The following is a 19,216-nucleotide window of genomic DNA, read 5'->3' as shown; positions in this document are numbered from 1 at the left end:
GGCGCCGCGATCGACAACAGCGCACTTCGGACGACGAAGGAGAGATAGTGAGCGATAACGACAAGGACTTCGAGGCGCCCGTGGAGACCACGTCGGTCTTCCGCGAGGAGTTCATCAACGAACTCGACTCGGCCGGCACCTCGAGTGAGCCCGCCGACACCGGGGTCGAGCGACTCTCACCCGGCACGGCGCTGCTTGTCGTCAAGCGTGGTCCGAACGCCGGATCCCGGTTCCTGCTCGACCAGGCGACCACGTCCGCGGGCCGCCACCCCGACAGCGACATCTTCCTCGACGACGTCACCGTGAGCCGCCGGCACGCCGAGTTCCGGCTGTCCGACGCCGAGTTCCAGGTCGTCGACGTGGGCAGCCTCAACGGCACCTACGTCAACCGCGAACCGGTCGACACCGCGACGCTGAGTAACGGCGACGAGGTCCAGATCGGCAAGTTCCGGCTCGTATTCCTGAGCGGCCCGCGCGACGGTTCCGCTTCCTAGGCACGTGCCGGCCTCCCCAGCAGGGCAGCGCGGCGACGGACCGATGTCCATAGGGTCGGTCCTCGCACTGCTGCGTGAGGACTTTCCCGACGTCACCATCTCCAAGATCCGATTCCTCGAGTCCGAGGGATTGATCAGTCCGGAGCGTGCGCCGTCGGGCTATCGCAGATTCAGCCAGGCGGACTGCGATCGGCTGCGCTTCGTGCTGACCGCGCAGCGTGATCGCTATCTGCCGCTGAAGGTCATCAAGGAGCAACTCGACTCGATCGATCACGGCAACGACGGGTCCACCGGCAACGGCACGCGGTTGCTGTCGTCGGCTCGCTCGGCGGTGGCGCCGGCCACCGACTTCGGTTCGCGCGCAGACCGGGTGTCACGGGAGTCGTTGATCGAACGCACGGGTGTGGACTCGGCGTTCGTGACCGAACTCCAACGCAGTGGCGTGCTGACGCCCGGCCCCGCCGGGTTCTTCGACGAGGACGCGGTGCGATTGGTGGAAGCCGCTGCGGCACTGGCGAGCTACGGCGTCGAGACACGACACCTGCGCGCGTTCAAGGTCTCCGCCGACCGTGAGGCCGGGCTGGTCGCCCAGATCGCCAGCCCGATCGCCAAGGGCAAGGGCACCGGTGCCCGCGATCGCGCCGAGGAGTTGGTGCGCGAGATCGCGGCCCTCTCGGTCACCCTGCACACCCAGCTGGTCAAGGCGGCCGTGCGGGACGTCTTGGACTGACGTCGGCGTTCTGACGCCCGGCCCGATCGTCCGGTCGGACCGACTCGACCTTCGTGTGGCGGCGGTGCGGTGTAGCGTCGAGAAGGACCCATCGGGTCACGAGAGAATCGGTTCCGTCGTCATCGGGTGGAGGTGCATGACATGAGCGAAATGCGCGTGGTCGGTATCCGCGTCGAGCCGCCACAGAGTCAGCCCGTGTTGTTGCTGCGTGAGGTCGACGGCGCACGGTATCTACCGATCTGGATCGGGCAGAGTGAAGCCGCGTCGATCGCGCTGCGGCAGAAGGGGGTCGAGCCGCCGAGGCCATTGACCCATGATCTGATCGTGAACCTCATCGAGGAGTTCGGGCAGACCCTCGTCGAGGTACGCATCGTCGACATGCAAGAGGGCACCTTCTACGCCGAGATGGTCTTCGCCAACGACCTCCGGGTATCGGCGCGCCCCTCGGATTCGATCGCGGTCGCCATGCGTGCCGACGTCCCGATCATCGCCGACGAGGAGGTCCTCGCCGAGGCGGGTCTGCTCATCCCGGACGAGGACACCGACGAGGCGCCGAACGAGAAGGACGACGAGGTCGAGAAGTTCAAGGAGTTCCTCGACAACGTCTCACCCGACGACTTCAAGGCGAGCGGCGGCGCCTGATCCGCGTGAGGCGATCGGTCGGTTTCGCCATCGGCGGGAGCGACACATCACGGATCGGCAACCGTCTGGTCTCCGTCTGCCTCCATCTCAAGTAGAGGTTGAGCCTCCTGGCGCGTCGCGTTGATTCGGAGTCGTCGGCAGGCATAGCGTCAGTGCCGGATCGCCGCAGGACATCCGTGGCGAGCAGGACATCGATCGGCGCGCGGGCGCGTACAGTAGACCACCGAGGGTGGCCGACTAAGTGCATGCCCGTCCGACCGGTTCTCAAGGTGTGGCGAGGAGTCTGCAGTGGGCGATCAGCCGATGGACAACGGTGCGAGTGGGGATCGTGGCGCGCCGCGAACGGCGACGCAGGGAAGCCTGGAGGACATCGCTCCCGGCCTGTTCCCCAATGACACGGTGCCCGACGAGCTGATCGGCTACCGCGGCCCGAGCGCCTGCCAGATCGCCGGCATCACCTACCGTCAGCTCGACTACTGGGCACGGACCTCGCTGGTCGTCCCGTCGATTCGCGGTGCCGCCGGGTCCGGCAGTCAACGGCTCTACTCGTTCAAGGACGTCCTGGTCCTCAAGATCGTCAAACGTCTGCTCGACACCGGGATCTCGCTGCAGAACATCCGTGTCGCGGTCGACCATCTGCGTCAGCGGGGGGTCGAGGACCTCGCGCGGATCACCCTGTTCTCGGACGGGACGACGGTCTACGAGTGCACCTCTGCCGAAGAAGTCGTCGACCTGCTCCAGGGTGGTCAGGGCGTCTTCGGGATCGCGGTGAGCGGAGCCATGCGCGAACTCACCGGCACCATCTCCGACTTCCCCGGTGAACGGGCCGACGGCGGCGTCACCGAGACCGCTCCGGAGGACGAGCTCGCCGCACGTCGCAAGAGCCGCACGCGCCGCACCGGATAGCCACCTCGTGGCGCGCTGCACCCGGCGGGTTACTCGACGGTAGACTGGGCGGGCGCCGCTGCATCACGGGAGAGCGTCGCCGTCCACGCCTCGGATACGAGGTCACGCGGTGACCGCCGAAGGAGCAATACCTCTCCGTCAAACTCTCAGGCACCCGGACCGTGATGGACGACGGCGTCTCTGGAAAGTGACGAGCCACTCGTCCGCCCACGGTGAAAGGCCAGACGCGTCGGTGACGCCGCGTACGGCCGAATCTCTCAGGCGCCGGCCGGATCTGCGATCCGCGGCATGACAGAGGGGGAGGACCGAACGATCCGGTGTCCGGATCCCGTGAGAGGTCCCGTCATGACCCGTCTGTCCGAATCCCAGTCGCCCGTGGAATCCCGGTTGCCCGTCCCGCCGGCCTTCGTCGACCGTCACGTGGGCCCCGACAACGCGGAGACCGCGCACATCCTGGCCACCATCGGCGTGTCGGGTCTCGACGAACTCGCCGCGCGCGTGGTGCCCGCGGTGATCGCCGATTCGCCCGACGACAACGGCCTCGACGCCCTTCCTCCGCCGGCCACCGAACACCAGGTGCTTGCCACACTCGCCGAACTCGCCGCCCGCAACACGGTCTGCCGCTCGATGATCGGGCTGGGCTATTACGACACGCTGACCCCGCCGGTGGTCCGCCGCAACGTGCTGGAGAACCCGGCCTGGTACACCGCCTACACGCCCTATCAGCCCGAGATCAGCCAGGGGCGCCTCGAGGCACTGCTCAACTTCCAGACCATGGTCTCCGACCTCACCGGCCTCGAGGTCGCGAATGCGTCGATGCTCGACGAGGCGACCGCGGCGGCGGAGGCGATGACGCTCATGCGCCGGGCGGGCAAGTCGAAGTCGGCGCGGCTGGTCGTCGACGCCGATCTCTACCCGCAGACCCGCGCCGTCATCGAGTCCCGTGCCGAGCCGTTGGGGATCGAGGTCGTCGAGGCGGCACTGCATCCCGAACTCCCCGGGTACGGTCTGCCCGCCGACGACTACTTCGGCGTCGTGCTGCAGGTGCCGGGTGCCTCCGGCCGCATCATCGACGCCGCGCCGATCATCGAGGCCGCTCATGGGGCCGGCGCACTCGTCGCGGTGGGCGCCGACCTGTTGGCCCTGACCCTCATCACCCCGCCCGGTGAGCTGGGCGCCGACGTCGCCTTCGGCACCACCCAGCGGTTCGGTGTGCCGATGGGCTTCGGCGGCCCACACGCGGGATACCTCGCGGTGCGTACCGCCCACACCCGGCAGATGCCCGGACGACTCGTCGGGGTGTCCAAGGACGCCGATGACAACCTCGCCTACCGGCTGTCGCTGCAGACGCGCGAACAACACATCCGCCGCGAGAAGGCAACCAGCAACATCTGCACCGCACAGGTCCTGCTCGCCATCATCGCGGCGATGTATGCCGGCTATCACGGTCCGGAAGGGTTGCGCGCCATCGCGATTCGGGTGCACGAACGGGCCGCGCGGATCGCCGACGCGCTCACCGCCGCCGGCTTCGCCGTCGAGCACGCAACCTTCTTCGACACCGTCGCGGTCCGGATCCCCGGCGGTGCCGACCGGATCGTCGCCACGGCCCGACAGGCCGGAATCGCGCTGTGGCGCGCAGACGCCGACACCGTGCGCATCGCCTGCGACGAGACCACCACCGACGACGACGTACGCGCCGTGCTCGGTGTCTTCGATTCCGCCGGTGTACGCCCGAGGCAGTTCGCACAACCGATCGCGACACGCACGAGTGACTACCTCACGCACCCGGCATTCCACCGCCACCGCACCGAGACGTCGATGCTGCGATACCTACGAGCCCTGTCCGACAAGGACATCGCGCTCGATCGCAGCATGATTCCGCTCGGCTCGTGCACGATGAAGCTCAACGCCACCGCGGAGATGGAACCCATCACCTGGCCGGGCTTCGCCGGACTGCACCCGTTCGCCCCGGCCGAGGACAGTGCGGGCATCCGCGAGCTGATCGCGACCCTGGAATCGTGGCTGGTGGCCATCACCGGCTACGACCGGGTGAGCCTGCAGCCCAACGCGGGTTCACAGGGAGAGTACGCGGGCCTGCTGGCGATCCGCGGCTACCACCACAGCCGCGGCGACACCGACCGCGACGTGTGCCTGATCCCGTCGAGTGCGCATGGCACCAATGCGGCCTCGGCGGTCATGGCCGGGATGCGGGTGGTCGTGGTGGCCTGCCGCACCAACGGTGACGTCGACGTCGAGGATCTGCGTGCCAAGATCGCCGAACACGGCACGCGTCTGGCCGCGATCATGATCACCTATCCCTCCACCCACGGGGTGTTCGAACACGACATCGCCGACATCTGCGCGGCCGTCCACGACGCCGGCGGTCAGGTGTATGTCGACGGCGCGAACCTGAACGCGCTCGTCGGCGTTGCCCGTCCGGGACGCTTCGGCGGCGACGTGAGTCATCTGAACCTGCACAAGACGTTCTGCATCCCGCACGGCGGCGGCGGACCCGGGGTTGGCCCGGTCGCGGTGCGTAGTCATCTCGCGGCATTCCTGCCTGGCCACCCGCTCGCGCCGGAGCTGCCGGACGGTCCGACGATCGCCGCCGCGCCCTACGGATCGGCGTCGATCCTGCCGATCACCTACGCCTACATCGCGATGATGGGGGCGGCCGGTCTACGTCGGGCGACGCTGACCGCCATCGCCTCGGCGAACTACATCGCGCGTCGGCTCGCCGATCACTACCCGGTGCTCTACACCGGCCACGAGGCCGGTGCCGGGGACACCGGTGAGGTCGGCGGCTGGGTGGCCCACGAGGCGATCCTGGATCTGCGTCCGCTGACCAAGGAGACCGGTGTCACCGTCGACGATGTGGCAAAACGATTGGCCGACTACGGCTTCCACGCGCCGACGATGAGTTTCCCGGTGGCCGGGACGCTGATGGTCGAGCCGACCGAGAGCGAGAACCTCGACGAACTCGATGCGTTCTGCGACGCGATGATCGCAATCCGCGCCGAGATCGACGCCGTGGCCGCGGGCACGTGGCCCGCAGAGGACAACCCGCTACGCGGAGCGCCGCATACCGCCGAGTGCCTCGTCGGCGAGTGGGACCATCCGTACTCCCGGGAGGTGGCCGTGTACCCGCAGGGCCTGCCGTCCGCGGGCGCGCGAGCCAAGGTGTGGCCGGCGGTGCGGCGCATCGACGGGGCCTTCGGCGACCGCAACCTCGTGTGCAGTTGCCCGCCGGTGGCGGCGTTCGCCTAGTGATACCGGTGGCTGAGGACGACCCGGGCGGCCGTCAGCCCGCGTTGGTGCCGTACACGAGCTTGTTGATCGTGACGATGGCCTGATCCTCCGGATTGGGCATCGGATCGTCGGTCATCGGGAAGGCGACCGTCGCGGTCTTCGGCGGTAGCGGGGCGTCGCCGCGGAAGCCGAGGCCGGTCAGCGCCCGCAGGTGTTCGGGTTTCTCGGCGTAGCCGAGGAATTCGGAGATCGCGGCGCCGGCGAACTGCGGTACCTGATCACCCTTGAGGTGCAGGACGGGGAAGTCGGCGATCGGGGTCGGCCCGTCGGGGATCACCTCGGCGAGCCGGGCCTTGGCGTCGTCCTTGGTCAGCTGATACAGCCGCTGTTCGGTGATCGGCACGGCATGAATGGGTGCACTCGCCGGGTCCGTGGCCGTGGCAATCGCAGTCGCCGCTCCCGCCGGCGAGCCGTCGGGGGACCGCGGAGCGGTCCGGGTGAGTGCGTCGATGCTCGAGGACACCCGCGTCGAGGCGGCGTCGGCAGCGGTCAGGGTGCCGACACTGTGGGTCACCCGCATCGCCACCGCCTGCGCGGCGAGGACACTCGGATCCGATTGGCCCTCACGCGGCATCGACATGCGCAACGACCCCCAGCCGCGCAGCCCGAGGTCGTCGAGACTGTCGTCGCGACTCTGCAGCGTCGGGAGCTGTCCCCAGTCGAGTTGGCCGGTGAGCTTGGCCCCGAGTTCCGGAGCGGTCACGAGCACCACCGGCGAGGTGACCAGCGAATCGGGATCGCCGTCCACGAGATCGGGTTTGGCGGTCGTGAGCTGGGCGGCCCACACCGACGACTGTGGTACCCACGCGGCTGGATACGGACCCATCGATGCGGTGTCCCAGCTGCCGGTCAGACCGTCGAGAGTGATCTTGGCGTCGCGGGCGGCGACCGCGATGCGGACACAGTGGTCGCGTACCACCGGATTGGTCGCCGAATAGGCCTGCGCGATGGCCTCGAGTCCCGGCGCGATGTCGGGGTCGGCGAGGACGGTTACCGTGGCCGGGCCGTCGACGCATTGTGCGGCCGCGGCGTCGGCCTCGCGGTCGACGTGATCACCGATGCGGAACCACACCACCACACACGCGGCGATCAGGATCGCCGACAGCAGAACCATGACCAGGCCGCGGCTCACCCCGCGATGCCGCAACCTGTTCTTGTCATCGTCGACGCGATGGTGTGCCACCCGTTGGTCCTCCGTTGTCCGACCGGCCCGGGCACACCCTATGGCATATCAGGGCCGGTCGGAAACCTCACGCAGCGCCGAATCAGCCCTGAGCAGCCGCTTTGTACTCGCGGCGGCGGCGATGCAGGATCGGCTCGGTGTAGCCACTGGGCTGGGTGGTGCCCTCCAGGATCAGCTCCTTGGCGGCCTGCCAGGCGATGTTGCTGTCGAAGTACGGGGCCATCGGCCGGTAATCCGGGTCGCCCTCGTTCTGGCGGTCGACCACCGGGGCCATCCGCTTGAGCGCGTCGACCACGTCGTCGGCGGTCACGATGCCGTGCCGGATCCAGTTGGCGAGGAGCTGACTCGAGATGCGCAGCGTCGCACGGTCTTCCATCAGAGCGATGTCGTGGATGTCGGGGACCTTGGAGCAGCCGACACCGTGGTCGATCCAACGCACCACGTAGCCGAGGATGGACTGGCAGTTGTTGTCGAGCTCCTCGCGCTTCTCCTCGTCGGACCAATCGGTCCTCGGGGCGAGCGGGATGGTGAGGATGTCATCGACCGAGGCCGGATCCCGCTTGGCGATCTCATCCTGGCGCTCGAAGACGTCGACGAGGTGGTAGTGCATGGCGTGCAGCGTCGCCGCCGTCGGTGAGGGCACCCACGCGGTCGTCGCGCCGGCCTTGGGCTGGCCGATCTTCTGCTCGACCATGTCGGCCATCAGATCGGTCATCGCCCACATGCCCTTGCCGATCTGCGCCTTGTGCTGCAGGCCGGCGGCCAAACCGGTGTCGACGTTGAAGTCCTCGTAGGCGAGAATCCACTTCTGCTTCTTCATCTCGCCCTTGCGGATCATGGCGCCGGCCTCCATCGAGGTGTGGATCTCGTCGCCGGTGCGGTCGAGGAAGCCGGTGTTGATGAACACCACCCGCTTCTCGGCGGCCTTGATCGCGGCCTTGAGGTTCACCGTGGTGCGGCGCTCCTCGTCCATGATGCCGACCTTGAGGGTGTTCTCCGGCAGGCCGAGGACCTGCTCGACGCGACCGAACAACTCGACGGTGAAGGCGACCTCGTCGGGCCCGTGCATCTTCGGCTTGACGATGTAGATGGACCCGGTCCGGGAGTTCTGCACACCCGATTGGGTGGACAGTCCGTGGATGGCGGCCAGCGAGGTGACCAGGGCGTCGAGGATGCCCTCGGGGACCTCGTTGCCGTCGGCGTCGAGGATCGCGGGGTTGGTCATCAGGTGACCGACGTTGCGGACGAACAGCAGCGAGCGGCCGTGCAGGTCGAAGCCGGTCCCGTCGGGTCCGGTGTACTCGCGGTTGGGATTGAGGCGGCGGGTGAAGCTCTTGCCGCCCTTGGTCACCTCTTCGGCCAGGTCGCCCTTGTTCAGGCCGAGCCAGTTGCGGTAGCCGAGCACCTTGTCGTCGGCGTCGACCGCGGCGACGGAGTCCTCGAAGTCCATGATCGTGGTGATCGCCGACTCCATGACCACGTCCTTGATGCCCGCCGGGTCGGTGGAGCCGATGGGGGAGTTCGGGTCGATCTCGATGTCGAGGTAGAGGCCGTTGTGGCGCAACAGGATCGACGACGGCGAGGAGGCCTGTCCGCGATAACCGGCGAACGCCGACGGGTCGGCGAGGGTGGCCGTCGATCCGTCGGCCAGGGTCACCGACAGCGCGCCGTTGTCGACGGTGAACGCGGTCACGTCGGTGTAGCTGCATTGTTCGAGCGGAACTGCCTTGTCCAGGAAGTCCTTTGCGTACGCGATGACCTTGTCGCCGCGAACCTTGTTGTAGGACTTGCCCTTCTCCGCGCCGTCGGTCTCCGGGATGACGTCGGTGCCGTAGAGGGCGTCGTACAGCGAACCCCAGCGGGCGTTGGAGGCATTGAGCGCGAAGCGGGCGTTGAGGACCGGCACCACCAGCTGTGGGCCTGCGGTCTCGCTGATCTCGCGATCGACGCCGGTGGTGCTGATCTGGAAGTCGTCGGGCACCGGCACGAGGTAGCCGATCTCGGTGAGGAAATCCTTGTACTCACCGAAGGTGGTGGCGTCGGAGAAGTCGGCGCCCTGATGGTCGCGGTGCCAGGTGTCGATCTTGGCCTGCAGATCGTCGCGGACGGCGAGCAGCGCCTTGTTCTTCGGTGCGAGGTCGGCGACGATCTCGGCGGCTCCGGACCAGAAGGTGTCGGCGTCCACACCGGTGCCCGGCAACGCCTCATCGTTGACGAAGTCGTAGAGGACTCGAGAGACCTGCAAGCCGTTGACGGTGATCCGGTCAGACATGTGCGCCTTCCTTCGTGTGGTCCCCACAGCACTCACCCCCACGGCACCGAGGTGCTCGGACGGGGTGTGAAAGTCGTGGTTCTGCGGTGTGCGGCCACCTATGTTACTCGCCGGGAATCATCGCCGGCGGGCCCGGTCGGCTCTGCGCAGGGCGGTTCGTCGACGCCGGGCAGCGCGTCGATCGCCGCGACGATCCGCGTCCGGACCGCGGCGGCGCGGCGGGTGAGTGCGGTCTGCTCGCGGACGTAGTGCGCGCGTCCGGCCGCGGTCTCCACCGCGATCGGCTCGTACCCGAGCGACCGCAGATCGTAGGGACTCGCGCGCATGTCGATCTCCCGGGCGTCGCGGGCGAGCTCGAAGGCGTCCAGCGTCAGCGCCGAATCGAGCAGCGGGGCCAGGGTGAAGCAGGTGCGATAGAGGTCCATCGACACGTGCAGACAGCCCGGTTGGTCGGTGGCGAGCCGGTCATCGGGGCCCAGGGGCCGTTCGTTGCGGGGGCGGGCGGGGTCGGTGAAGAACCGGAACGCGTCGAAGTGGGTGCAGCGCAACGGCATGGCCTCGACCACCGCATCGGTGCCCGCGGCGCCGAGCCGCAGGGGCGCAGCGTGCCGGGTGTCGGTGGTGCGGTACACCATTGCCCACTCGTGCAGCCCGAAGCACCCGAGGCGCGCAGGCCTGGCAGCGGTCCGGGTGAGCAGGTCCCGTGCGGACCGCACGGCATCGAGGCGACGGCGCAGGTAGGCCGGATCGACGGCGATGCCCGCCGACGTGCGGTGATAGCCGCGCAGCGTGCCGACCTCCCGAGCCCAGGCCTGATCGTGGGCGGTGTCGTCGATGCGCAGGACGACCCCGTACCCGGGATGCCACCGCCGCACATGGGAGGGACGCGACGAGTAATAGGTGAACAGGAAGTCGAGCACCGGATGACGGCCACCGCGCCGACGCTCACGCAGGTACGGACCGATCAGCTCCTCGACACGTCGCGCGTGGGCATCGCGCTGCGCGTGCCGCTGTGCGGGAGCGAGGGTCTCGCCGATCACGTCAGATCCGATGGGTCTCGTCGCGGACCGTCCCGACGAACTCCTCGACGAGGTCGGCCAGGGCGACGATCCCGACCGTCCGGCCGGTGTCGTCGACGACCGCACCCAGATGCGAGCTGGTCCGCCGCAGGACGCCGGTGGCCTCGTCGAGCGGGGTGTCGGCGGCGATCACCGGCAGCGGACGGACCTTGTCGACACCGATGACGGTGTCGGGGCCGATTCGTTCGTCGAGAATGTCGTCGAGGATGTCCTTCAGGTGCAGATAGCCGGTGTAGGTGCCGTCCGGGCCACGGACCGGGAATCGGGAGAACCCGGTGGCGCTGACCGCACGCTCCACCGCGCCGAGGGTGGGGCCGCTGCCGCCGGTCTGCGGGTCGCGCTCGACGTCTACGCTGCGCATCCGGTCCAGCGGGATCATCACCTCGGCCACGGTCCGGCTCACCGACCGCAGCGCGCGATCGAGTCGGTCGTGCTCCTCGGCGTCGATGAGTCCCTCCTCGCGGGACTCGCCGAGCATCTGGGCGAGCTCGACCGGTGACACCGACGAATCCAGCTCGTCCTTGGGTTCCACCCGCATCGCACGCAACGTGATGTTCGCCAGCCAGTTGTAGACGCTGATGAATGGCCGCGCGATCTTGATGAACGCCAGATGCACGGGTACCAGCAGCATCGCCGAGGTCTCCGGTCCGGCCAGCGCGATGTTCTTGGGCACCATCTCGCCGAGCAGGATGTGCAACACCACCACCAGTGCGAGGGCGATCGCGAAGGCGATCGGATGCACCACCTGCTCGGGAATGTGCACCAGGTCCAGGGGTCCCTCGATGAGATGCGCCACCGCGGGTTCGGCGACACGTCCGAGCAGGATCGAGCAGACCGTGATGCCCAGCTGCGCTCCGGCCAGCATCAAGGACAGGTGCTCGCCCGCCCGGATCACGGTGCGGGCCCGGGCCTTGCCGTCCTCGGCGAGCGCCTCGAGTCGGTCGCGTCGCGCGGAGATGAGCGAGAATTCCGCGCCGACGAAGAAGGCGTTGCCGGCCAGCAACACCACCGCCAGCACCACGGCGCCGATGTCGTTCATCGCTCACCCGCCGCGTCGGAGTTCCAGTGGAAACGAGCCGCCAACGAGTCCGGGGCCGGATCGTCGGAGATCGGCTGCAGCGACACGACGTCGACCCGCCTGCCGTCCATCTCGGTCACCGTCGCACGCCATCGTTGGTCGCTGAGCTCACCGTCGGCGTCGTCGGACTCGTCGTCGTCATCTGGGTCGGGATCGATCACCGGAGTCCGCAGTGGCAGCTCGACCGAGTCGCCGGCCTGCGGGATGCGTCCGAGGACGAACATGACCAGACCGCCGAGGGTGTCGTAGGAGCCGTCCGGCGCCCGATATCCGGTGGCCTCGTACAGCTCGTCGACCCGCAGCAGACCCGCGCAGAGATAACCCTCCCCGTCGGCCTGGACGTCGGGGTGTTCGTCGTCGTGCTCGTCGGTGACGTCGCCGAGGATCTCCTCGATGAGGTCCTCGGTCGTCACGATGCCCGCGGTCCCGCCGTACTCGTCGATGACCACGCACATCTCCATGCCGTCGGCGCTGATGCGCTCCATGAGCGCGTCGCCGTCCAGCGTCACCGGTACCCGGCCGACGGGACGGGCCAGGGCGGCGACCGTGGTCGTCGACTGCTCGTCGGGGGCGACGGTGAAGGCCTGTTTGATGTGCACGACGCCGATGAGATCGTCGAGGTCGCCGTCGTCGACGACGGGAAACCGGGAATGTCCGGTGGCCGAGCAGGCGATGACAAGGTCACGCACGCTGGCATCACGGTCGAGGCATTCCACCGTGACGCGGGGGGTCATCAGATCCTCGGCGGTGAGTTCGCCGAATCGCAGTGAACGGTTCACCAGGGTCGCGGTGTCCTCGTCGATGGAGCCCTGCCGCGCCGAGTTGCGCACCAGCGACGCCAACTCCTGCGGCGAACGCCCGGAGCGGAGCTCTTCGGCCGGCTCGATACCGAGGCGGCGGACCACCCAGTTGGCCGAGCCGTTGAGGCCGTTGATGACGTAGCGGAACATCGCCGAGAAGATGGTCATCGGTCCGGCCGTTGCGCGGGCCACCGACAACGGGTGGGCGATGGCGAGATTCTTCGGCACCAGCTCGCCGAGCACCATCGACAACGACGTCGCGATGAGCAACGACAGTGCCAGGGAGATGCCCCCGGCCGCGCCGGAGCCGAGTCCCAGCGCCTTGAGTCCGGGTGTGATCAGTTGCGCCAGAACGGGTTCGGCGATGTAACCGGTGACCAGTGTGGTGATGGTGATGCCGAGTTGGGCTCCGGAGAGCTGGAACGACAGTGTGCGGTGGGCGCGCTGCACCATCCGTGCGCGGCGATCACCACGGTTGGTGACGTCGGAGTCGATGGCCGAGCGCTCGAGTGCGGTGAGCGAGAATTCCGCGGCGACGAACAGGGCCGTGCCCAGGGTGAGCGCGACGAAGCCGACCAGGCCGGCGACGTAGAGGACGATCTGCACCAGGCGCTCACCACCCGCCCGGCAACGGGCGTCCCTCGGCGAATCCGGCCGCCGACTGGACGCCGAGGATCACCCGGTCGTGCAGCTCGGTGAGGGTCCTTGCGCCGGTGTAGGTGGCGGTACTGCGCACCCCGGAACAGATGTGGTCGAGGAGGTCCTCGACGCTGGGCCGGTCGGGGTCGACGGGAATGCGCGACGAGGAGATGCCCTCCTCGAAGAGGCTCTTGCGGGCTCGGTCGTAGGCGTTGTCGTCGGCGGAGCGGGCCGCCACCGCACGCTTGGAGGCCATGCCGAAACTGACCTTGTACGCGCCGCGTGCATCCTGATGCAGATCGCCCGGCGATTCGTAGGTTCCGGCGAACCACGAGCCGATCATCACATTGGACGCCCCGGCGGCCACCGCGAGTGCGACGTCGCGCGGATGCCGCACCCCGCCGTCGGCCCAGACGTGCCCGCCGTGCTCTCGGGCGGCGGCCGCGCAGTCGGCGACCGCGGAGAACTGCGGACGCCCCACGCCGGTCATCATCCGCGTCGTGCACATCGCACCCGGCCCCACACCCACCTTGACGATGTCGGCGCCCGCGGTGATCAGATCGATGGTGCCCTGCGCGGACACCACGTTGCCGGCGACGATCGGTACCCCGAGGCCGACCGCCGCGACCGCCGACACCGCGGCGATCATGCGTTCCTGATGGCCGTGGGCGGTGTCGATGACCACGAGGTCGGCGCCTGCCTCGACCAGATCGGACGCCTTCGCTGCGACATCGCCGTTGATCCCGACCGCGGCCGCGATCCGCAACCGGCCGTCGGAATCGACATTGGGGTGATACACACCGTGACGCAGCGCCCCGACGCGGGTGAGCACACCGGCGAGCGTGCCGTCGGAATGAGTCAGCACCGCGAGTTCCTGCCGGAGATCGGTGAGCGCGTCGAACACCTCTCGGGGCGGCGTGTGTACCGGCAGGGTGACGATCACCGGCGCCGCGACGTCGGAGACCCGGGTGAAGCGATCGACGTCGGTACACGCGGACTCGGTCACCAGTCCCACCGGCACGTCGTTCTCGACGACCACCGCGGCCCCGTGCGCTCGCTTGTGCAGCAGGGCCAGCGCGTCGGACACCGAATCCCCGCGGGTCAGCGTCACCGGGGTGTCGGCCACCAGGTCGCGTGATTTCACGAAGGCAATCGACCGTGCGGCCGCCGCCAGCGGTAGATCCTGGGGCAACACCGCGAGCCCACCGCGACGCGCCAACGTCTCGGCCATCCGCTTGCCCGAGACAGCGGTCATGTTGGCCGCCACCACCGGGATGGTCGTTCCCGACCCGTCGTGGGTGCCCAGGTCCACGTCGAACCGCGAGGTCACATCCGAGCGGTTCGGTACGACGAACACGTCGTCGTAGGTCAGGTCATGGGTGAGGTGGTGTCCGGACAGGAATTGCATCGCTGCGCTCGACGTCCCTTTCTGTGCTCGGGGTGTGTGGGTCGGTCGGGCTACTGCTCGACTTCGCTGCGGTCGCCGCCCCACAGGGTGTGGAAGGTGCCGGGCTTGTCGGTGCGCTGGTAGGTGTGCGCGCCGAAGTAGTCGCGCAGGCCCTGGGTCAGCGCGGCGGGTAGGCGTTCGCTGCGCAGCGCGTCGTAGTAGGACAGTGACGAGGCGAAGGCCGGGACCGGGACCCCGACGGTCGCCGCGGTGGCCACCACGCGGCGCCAGGCGTCGACACCGGATTCGACGGCCTCGCGGAAGTACGGGGCGAGCAGCAGGCTCGGCAGGTCCGGGTTCTCGGCGTAGGCCTCGCGGATGCGGTTGAGGAACTGGGCGCGGATGATGCATCCGCCGCGCCAGATGGTGGCCAGTGCACCCGGATCGACGTTCCAGCCGTATTCCTTGCTGCCCGCCGCGATCTGGTCGAAGCCCTGGGCGTAGGCGACCACCTTGGAGGCGTAGAGCGCGGCGCGGATGTCGTCGATGAACGCCGCGGTGTCGGTGGGGGCGGCGCCGGGGGTGCCGCCGGCGAGTCCTTGTGCGGCGGCACGCTGATCGGTGGCGCTGGAGAGGGCGCGGGCGAACACGGCTTCGGCGATGCCGGTGGTCGGGATTCCGAGATCGAGTGCCGATTTGACCGTCCAGCGACCGGTGCCCTTCTGCCCGGCGGCGTCGACGATGACGTCGACGAGTGGCGTGCCGGTGGTGGCGTCGACCTGGGCGAGTACCTGCGCGGTGATCTCGACCAGATAGCTCTCGAGGTCGCCGGAGTTCCAGCCGTCGAAGACCTCGGCGATGTCGGCGACGGGCATGCCCAGGACGCGGCGCATCAGGTCGTAGGCCTCGCCGATGAGTTGCATGTCGGCGTACTCGATGCCGTTGTGCACCATCTTGACGAAGTGTCCGCTGCCGTCGGGGCCGATGTGGGTACAGCACGGTTCGCCGTCGACGTGGGCGGAGATCGACTCCAGCAGCGGGCCCAGTGACTTGTAGGACTCGGCCGGGCCTCCGGGCATGATCGACGGTCCGTTGAGCGCGCCCTCCTCGCCGCCGGAGATCCCGGCGCCGACGAAGTGCAGTCCGCGTTCGGCCATCGCCTTCTCGCGGCGGATGGTGTCGGTATAGAGCGAGTTGCCGCCGTCGATGATGATGTCGCCGGTCTCCATGGCGTCGGCGAGTTCGTTGATGACCGCGTCGGTGGCGTCGCCGGCCTTGACCATGATCAGCACGCGTCGAGGCTTCTCGAGTGCATCGATGAACTCGGCGATGCTCTCGGTGCGGATGAATGCACCCTCGCTGCCGTGGTCGCGGATCAGCGCGTCGGTCTTGGCGATGCTGCGGTTGTGCAGGGCGACGGTGTACCCGTGGCGGGCGAAGTTGCGGGCGATGTTCGAGCCCATCACGGCCAGGCCGGTGACACCGATCTGGGCCTTGGTGGCAGGAGAAGACGAGGCGGAGTTGGTCATGTCCCCAGCCTATGGGTTATCGGGTCCGGTGCGCGTTGTCGGGTGACCCGTGCCGGCCGATGCCGATGTCGTCGGTCAGTGATGGGCCGTGAGGAGCCGACTGATCTCGGTCAGCCAGGGGATGGCCACCGCGAGGGTGGGTACCACGAGGATCGCCACGGCGGTGGCATAGGCGGCCAGCGCGAGCAGGGGGGTGGGCCGGTCGTGACAGAGACGGTTGACCCGGGCGAGGGTGGTGGGGCCGCCGACGGCCATCGCTCCGCGCGGGGCGACCGCGTCGGCGCAGGCGACGAGCGCACGACCAAGGGTGGTCGGCGCGGTGGCGCGGACGGCCTGGTCGTCGGCGAGGGCCTCGACGAGCAGCTTCACCGCGTCGAGGGCCGAACTGCTGCGGACGAACCGTGGGAATGCCTCGTGGAGTGCGATGAACGCCTCGAGCACCAGATCGTGCCGTGCGCGCAGGTGGGCGCGTTCGTGCGCGATGACCGCGATCAGTTCGTCGCGGGTCAGTCGGGACACCACACCTTCGGAGAGCACGACACGTTGACGCAGGCCGGGCAGGCAATACGCGAGCGGTTCGCTCACGTCGAGCATGCGGATGTCACGTGCGAACAGCGGATGGGTGTGATCCGAGCGATCGCAGGCGTCGAGGATGTCGATCAGTTGGCGGTGGTTGGCCCGGCGGGCGCGGGTGCGCACCCCGACGCGGATCACGGTGAACAACAACCGCGCGCCGATCAGCAGGGTGAGGGCGAAGACCGAGATGTAGATCGACCACAGCGGGATGCCGAGACGTTCGATCTCGTGCAGCGGGTGGGTGGTCGGGGTGCCGTCGGCACCGGGGGCGAGGAGATTCGCCGCGATCGCGAGTCCGCAACTGAACGCCGAGAGCACCGCGGCCAGGGCTATCGCCTGCCACAGCGTCATCGCCGCGCGTGGCGCGCGAATCGGCCACGCGGCGCGGGACAGGGCCTCCGGAACGGGACCGACCAACAGCAACGTCAGGATGCCGAAGAGAAGGGCGGTCATCGTTGGCTGTCCTCGCGGTTGGGCTGTGCGGGCTGTGTCAGGTGAATCTAGCCGGTTTCGTGCGGCGCACGGGCGGCTTCGAGCTCATCGAGCGCGTGGCGCAGGGCGGCGGCCTCGTCGGCTCCGACCCGACCGACGAACGAGACCAGCGCCGCGTGGCGGGAACCAGGGGCGTCGGCTTCGCTCAGGGCGTCCACCATCAGCGAGGCGACCAGGTCTTCGCGCGGATGTGTCGGCACGTACTTGTGGGCGCGGTCCTCACGGATCTGGGTGACCAGATTCTTCTTGGCCAGGCGCTGTAGGACCGTCATCACCGTCGTGTAGGCCAGTGACCTGTTCTCCGAGAGTGATTCGTGGACCTGTCGGACCGTCTGTGGGGTGGGAGTGGCCCACAGCGTGTCCATGACTGCCCGCTCGAGGTCTCCCAATCCGTTCATCTTTCGCATTTTACTGCCGATTCTCCTCGATGCCGCATCCGACTCGTAGAGCGCGACCGTGTCGGTGGCGCTGTGTGTGGTTATGGCGTGTGACCTGGATCTTCACCCGGTGTCGCCCACCGTGCTTGACAGCGTGGTAAGGCTAGCCTACATTAAGTAACCGTTGGACCGCGCGAGAGTCCTGAGGGCTGCAGAGACCCCCGGTCCACGCCACGGTAGGCCCCACATCTCCAACGAGATGTGGGGCCTACCGGTTCCTCGGGGGTGTTTTCGACTCACCCCGATTCCATCCGACATGACACTCTTGTCGTCATGACGAGCAACGAGGAGTACGTGAAGTCGACCGGGTGGCGCGGGCTCGACAGCGAGTTGGGCACGGTCATCGAGTCGGTGACGATCGACGGGCTGATCGCCACTCTCGAACTCGGCCCCAAGCACCATCAGCCCTTCGGGATCGTGCACGGCGGCGTCTACTGCGCCGTGGCCGAGAGTGCGGCCAGCATGAGCGGCTTCTACTGGTTGCAGGAGACCGGTATCGGTGGCACCGCGGTCGGCGTGAACAACAACACCGACTTCCTCCGCTCGATCAGTACGGGCACGATCACCGCACGTACCAGTCCCATTCACCGCGGGCGGCGACAGCAGCTGTGGGCGGTGGAGATCTTCGACGACCAGGACCGGATGGTCAGTCGCAGCCAGGTGCGGCTGCAGAACATCGAGGTTCCCGAAGGCACGTTGCCACGATGACCGACGGCACGGCCGGAGAGCGCGGCATCACCGACGAGGCCCGTGCGCGGATCGAGGAGTTGCTGGCACCGGTGGACGCCGATCTCGGTCGGTGGTTTCCCGGGGATCGTGCGGAACCCCAACCGGTGCACACCGTGTACGTCAGTGCCGCCGACGTCGACGTCGACACCCCGCGCCGGTGGGGAACGGCCGCGCTCGAGCTGGAGTCGAGCGCGTCGGCGGTGGCCGAGCTCGCCGGTGATGAGGTGCGCGAGATCGTGCGGACCCGATTGGCGACCAATCCGATCGAGGATCTGCGCATCGACCTCGAGGACGGCTACGGCTGGCGCGGTGACGAGCGCGAAGACGCCGACGCCCGTCGCGCCGGGCAGACCCTGGCCCGCTGGGTCGCCGATCGTCCGCACGCCCCGCGGTCGGCGGGTGTGCGGGCCAAGGGCCTCGGTGCGCACGAACGGGCCCGCGGCATCCGCACTCTCGAACTCGTTCTCGATGGGGCGGGGGGAGTGCCCCCGGGCTTCGTCGTCACCGTGCCCAAACTGCGCGACGTCCGGCAGGTCGACGCGATCACGGTCCTCTGCGAGGAGTTCGAGCGCGCGCACGGACTCACCGAGGCCACCGTGCGGGTGGAGCTGCAGATCGAGATCCCGCAGGCCGTGCTCGGCCCCGACGGGCGCGCCACCCTGGCGCAGGCCATCCATCGCGGTGGCCGGCGCATCTGGGGACTGCACTACGGCACCTACGACTACAGCGCGGCGTGCGGGATCGTCTCGGCGCAGCAGTCACTCGAGCATCCCGCCGCCGACCATGCCAAGGCCGTCATGCAGGTGGCCGCCGCGCAGACCGGGGTGTGGATCAGCGATGGGTCCACCCAGGTGATGCCCACCGGGGAGCCCGAACAGATCGACGCGGCAGTGCGTCGCCATCACCGGCTGGTCACGCGGTCGTTGGAACGCGG

The 19,216-nt window shown here is 68.4% G+C and carries 16 protein-coding genes and 2 riboswitches; of the genes, 7 read left to right on the top strand and 9 right to left on the bottom strand.

From position 1 onward, the window contains the following. Positions 1 to 44 precede the first annotated feature (44 nt). From garA to gcvP, 5 genes are all read left to right on the top strand, one after another. Positions 45 to 494, top strand: a complete 450-nt coding sequence (gene garA / locus B1964_RS11705) for a glycogen accumulation regulator GarA (RefSeq protein ID WP_035727025.1) — start codon at positions 45 to 47, stop codon at positions 492 to 494. 43 nt (positions 495 to 537) lie between these two features. Beyond that, positions 538 to 1,224: a MerR family transcriptional regulator gene (locus B1964_RS11700; protein WP_079929851.1), complete on the top strand. Its 687-nt coding sequence runs from the start codon at positions 538 to 540 to the stop codon at positions 1,222 to 1,224. A gap of 141 nt (positions 1,225 to 1,365) precedes the next feature. Further along, entirely contained in the window at positions 1,366 to 1,866 is a 501-nt protein-coding gene (locus tag B1964_RS11695) for a bifunctional nuclease family protein (RefSeq protein WP_079929861.1), read from the top strand. Positions 1,867 to 2,169: 303 nt separating this feature from the next. Continuing rightward, positions 2,170 to 2,772: a MerR family transcriptional regulator gene (locus B1964_RS11690; RefSeq protein WP_043457717.1), complete on the top strand. Its 603-nt coding sequence runs from the start codon at positions 2,170 to 2,172 to the stop codon at positions 2,770 to 2,772. 56 nt (positions 2,773 to 2,828) lie between these two features. Then, positions 2,829 to 2,944: riboswitch (glycine riboswitch) on the top strand. Beyond that, positions 2,945 to 3,077: riboswitch (glycine riboswitch) on the top strand. Positions 3,078 to 3,117: 40 nt separating this feature from the next. Beyond that, positions 3,118 to 6,039: an aminomethyl-transferring glycine dehydrogenase gene (gene gcvP, locus B1964_RS11685; RefSeq protein ID WP_020171150.1), complete on the top strand. Its 2,922-nt coding sequence runs from the start codon at positions 3,118 to 3,120 to the stop codon at positions 6,037 to 6,039. 34 nt (positions 6,040 to 6,073) lie between these two features. Here gcvP and B1964_RS11680 read toward each other — a convergent pair whose 3' ends face one another. The 9 genes from B1964_RS11680 to B1964_RS11640 all read right to left on the bottom strand — a co-directional run bounded on the left by B1964_RS11680 (position 6,074) and on the right by B1964_RS11640 (position 17,523). Continuing rightward, the gene (locus tag B1964_RS11680; RefSeq protein WP_079929850.1) at positions 6,074 to 7,264 is read right to left on the bottom strand and encodes a hypothetical protein; all 1,191 of its coding nucleotides are present in this window, start codon (positions 7,262 to 7,264) and stop codon (positions 6,074 to 6,076) included. An 82-nt stretch (positions 7,265 to 7,346) separates the two neighbouring features. Beyond that, entirely contained in the window at positions 7,347 to 9,536 is a 2,190-nt protein-coding gene (locus tag B1964_RS11675; RefSeq protein ID WP_079929849.1) for a malate synthase G, read from the bottom strand. Between the two features lie 98 nt (positions 9,537 to 9,634). Continuing rightward, a complete protein-coding gene (locus tag B1964_RS11670) occupies positions 9,635 to 10,576 on the bottom strand; it encodes a 3-methyladenine DNA glycosylase (RefSeq protein ID WP_079929848.1) in 942 nt (313 codons plus the stop codon). Between the two features lies 1 nt (position 10,577). Continuing rightward, a complete protein-coding gene (locus tag B1964_RS11665; RefSeq protein ID WP_020171154.1) occupies positions 10,578 to 11,654 on the bottom strand; it encodes a hemolysin family protein in 1,077 nt (358 codons plus the stop codon). Continuing rightward, positions 11,651 to 13,099, bottom strand: coding sequence for a hemolysin family protein (locus B1964_RS11660; RefSeq protein WP_079929847.1), 1,449 nt, complete (start codon positions 13,097 to 13,099; stop codon positions 11,651 to 11,653). Before B1964_RS11660 ends, B1964_RS11665 begins: the two co-directional genes overlap by 4 nt. A gap of 7 nt (positions 13,100 to 13,106) precedes the next feature. Next, positions 13,107 to 14,540: a GuaB1 family IMP dehydrogenase-related protein gene (locus B1964_RS11655; RefSeq protein ID WP_079929846.1), complete on the bottom strand. Its 1,434-nt coding sequence runs from the start codon at positions 14,538 to 14,540 to the stop codon at positions 13,107 to 13,109. 50 nt (positions 14,541 to 14,590) lie between these two features. Beyond that, positions 14,591 to 16,048: an NADP-dependent phosphogluconate dehydrogenase gene (gndA, locus tag B1964_RS11650; protein WP_079929845.1), complete on the bottom strand. Its 1,458-nt coding sequence runs from the start codon at positions 16,046 to 16,048 to the stop codon at positions 14,591 to 14,593. Positions 16,049 to 16,123: 75 nt separating this feature from the next. Further along, on the bottom strand, positions 16,124 to 17,077 hold the full coding sequence (locus B1964_RS11645) for a M56 family metallopeptidase (protein ID WP_006368064.1): 954 nt from the start codon (positions 17,075 to 17,077) through the stop codon (positions 16,124 to 16,126). Between the two features lie 47 nt (positions 17,078 to 17,124). Continuing rightward, a complete protein-coding gene (locus tag B1964_RS11640) occupies positions 17,125 to 17,523 on the bottom strand; it encodes a BlaI/MecI/CopY family transcriptional regulator (protein WP_006368063.1) in 399 nt (132 codons plus the stop codon). A gap of 303 nt (positions 17,524 to 17,826) precedes the next feature. On the opposite strand from B1964_RS11640, the gene B1964_RS11635 reads away from it, so the two are divergent. Beyond that, positions 17,827 to 18,261, top strand: coding sequence for a PaaI family thioesterase (locus tag B1964_RS11635; protein ID WP_006368062.1), 435 nt, complete (start codon positions 17,827 to 17,829; stop codon positions 18,259 to 18,261). Further along, positions 18,258 to 19,216 (top strand): aldolase/citrate lyase family protein (locus B1964_RS11630; RefSeq protein WP_079929844.1); only part of this gene is annotated, 959 nt, incomplete at its 3' end. The genes B1964_RS11635 and B1964_RS11630, both read left to right, overlap by 4 nt.

It is taken from the genome of Gordonia sp. i37 (assembly GCF_002043085.1).
Lineage (GTDB): Bacteria > Actinomycetota > Actinomycetes > Mycobacteriales > Mycobacteriaceae > Gordonia > Gordonia polyisoprenivorans.
This window is presented reverse-complemented; position numbering and strand designations above follow the sequence as displayed.

Bases quoted from the DNA above. Each gene is read 5' to 3' on its own strand.
- B1964_RS11635 (WP_006368062.1), top strand. From the start codon at position 17,827: ATGACGAGCAACGAGGAGTACGTGAAGTCGACCGGGTGGCGCGGGCTC.
- B1964_RS11695 (WP_079929861.1), top strand. From the start codon at position 1,366: ATGAGCGAAATGCGCGTGGTCGGTATCCGCGTCGAGCCGCCACAGAGT.
- B1964_RS11665 (WP_020171154.1), bottom strand. From the start codon at position 11,654: ATGAACGACATCGGCGCCGTGGTGCTGGCGGTGGTGTTGCTGGCCGGC.
- B1964_RS11640 (WP_006368063.1), bottom strand. From the start codon at position 17,523: ATGCGAAAGATGAACGGATTGGGAGACCTCGAGCGGGCAGTCATGGAC.
- B1964_RS11655 (WP_079929846.1), bottom strand. From the start codon at position 14,540: ATGCAATTCCTGTCCGGACACCACCTCACCCATGACCTGACCTACGAC.
- B1964_RS11700 (WP_079929851.1), top strand. From the start codon at position 538: ATGTCCATAGGGTCGGTCCTCGCACTGCTGCGTGAGGACTTTCCCGAC.
- B1964_RS11690 (WP_043457717.1), top strand. From the start codon at position 2,170: ATGGACAACGGTGCGAGTGGGGATCGTGGCGCGCCGCGAACGGCGACG.
- gcvP (WP_020171150.1), top strand. From the start codon at position 3,118: ATGACCCGTCTGTCCGAATCCCAGTCGCCCGTGGAATCCCGGTTGCCC.
- B1964_RS11645 (WP_006368064.1), bottom strand. From the start codon at position 17,077: ATGACCGCCCTTCTCTTCGGCATCCTGACGTTGCTGTTGGTCGGTCCC.
- gndA (WP_079929845.1), bottom strand. From the start codon at position 16,048: ATGACCAACTCCGCCTCGTCTTCTCCTGCCACCAAGGCCCAGATCGGT.
- B1964_RS11675 (WP_079929849.1), bottom strand. From the start codon at position 9,536: ATGTCTGACCGGATCACCGTCAACGGCTTGCAGGTCTCTCGAGTCCTC.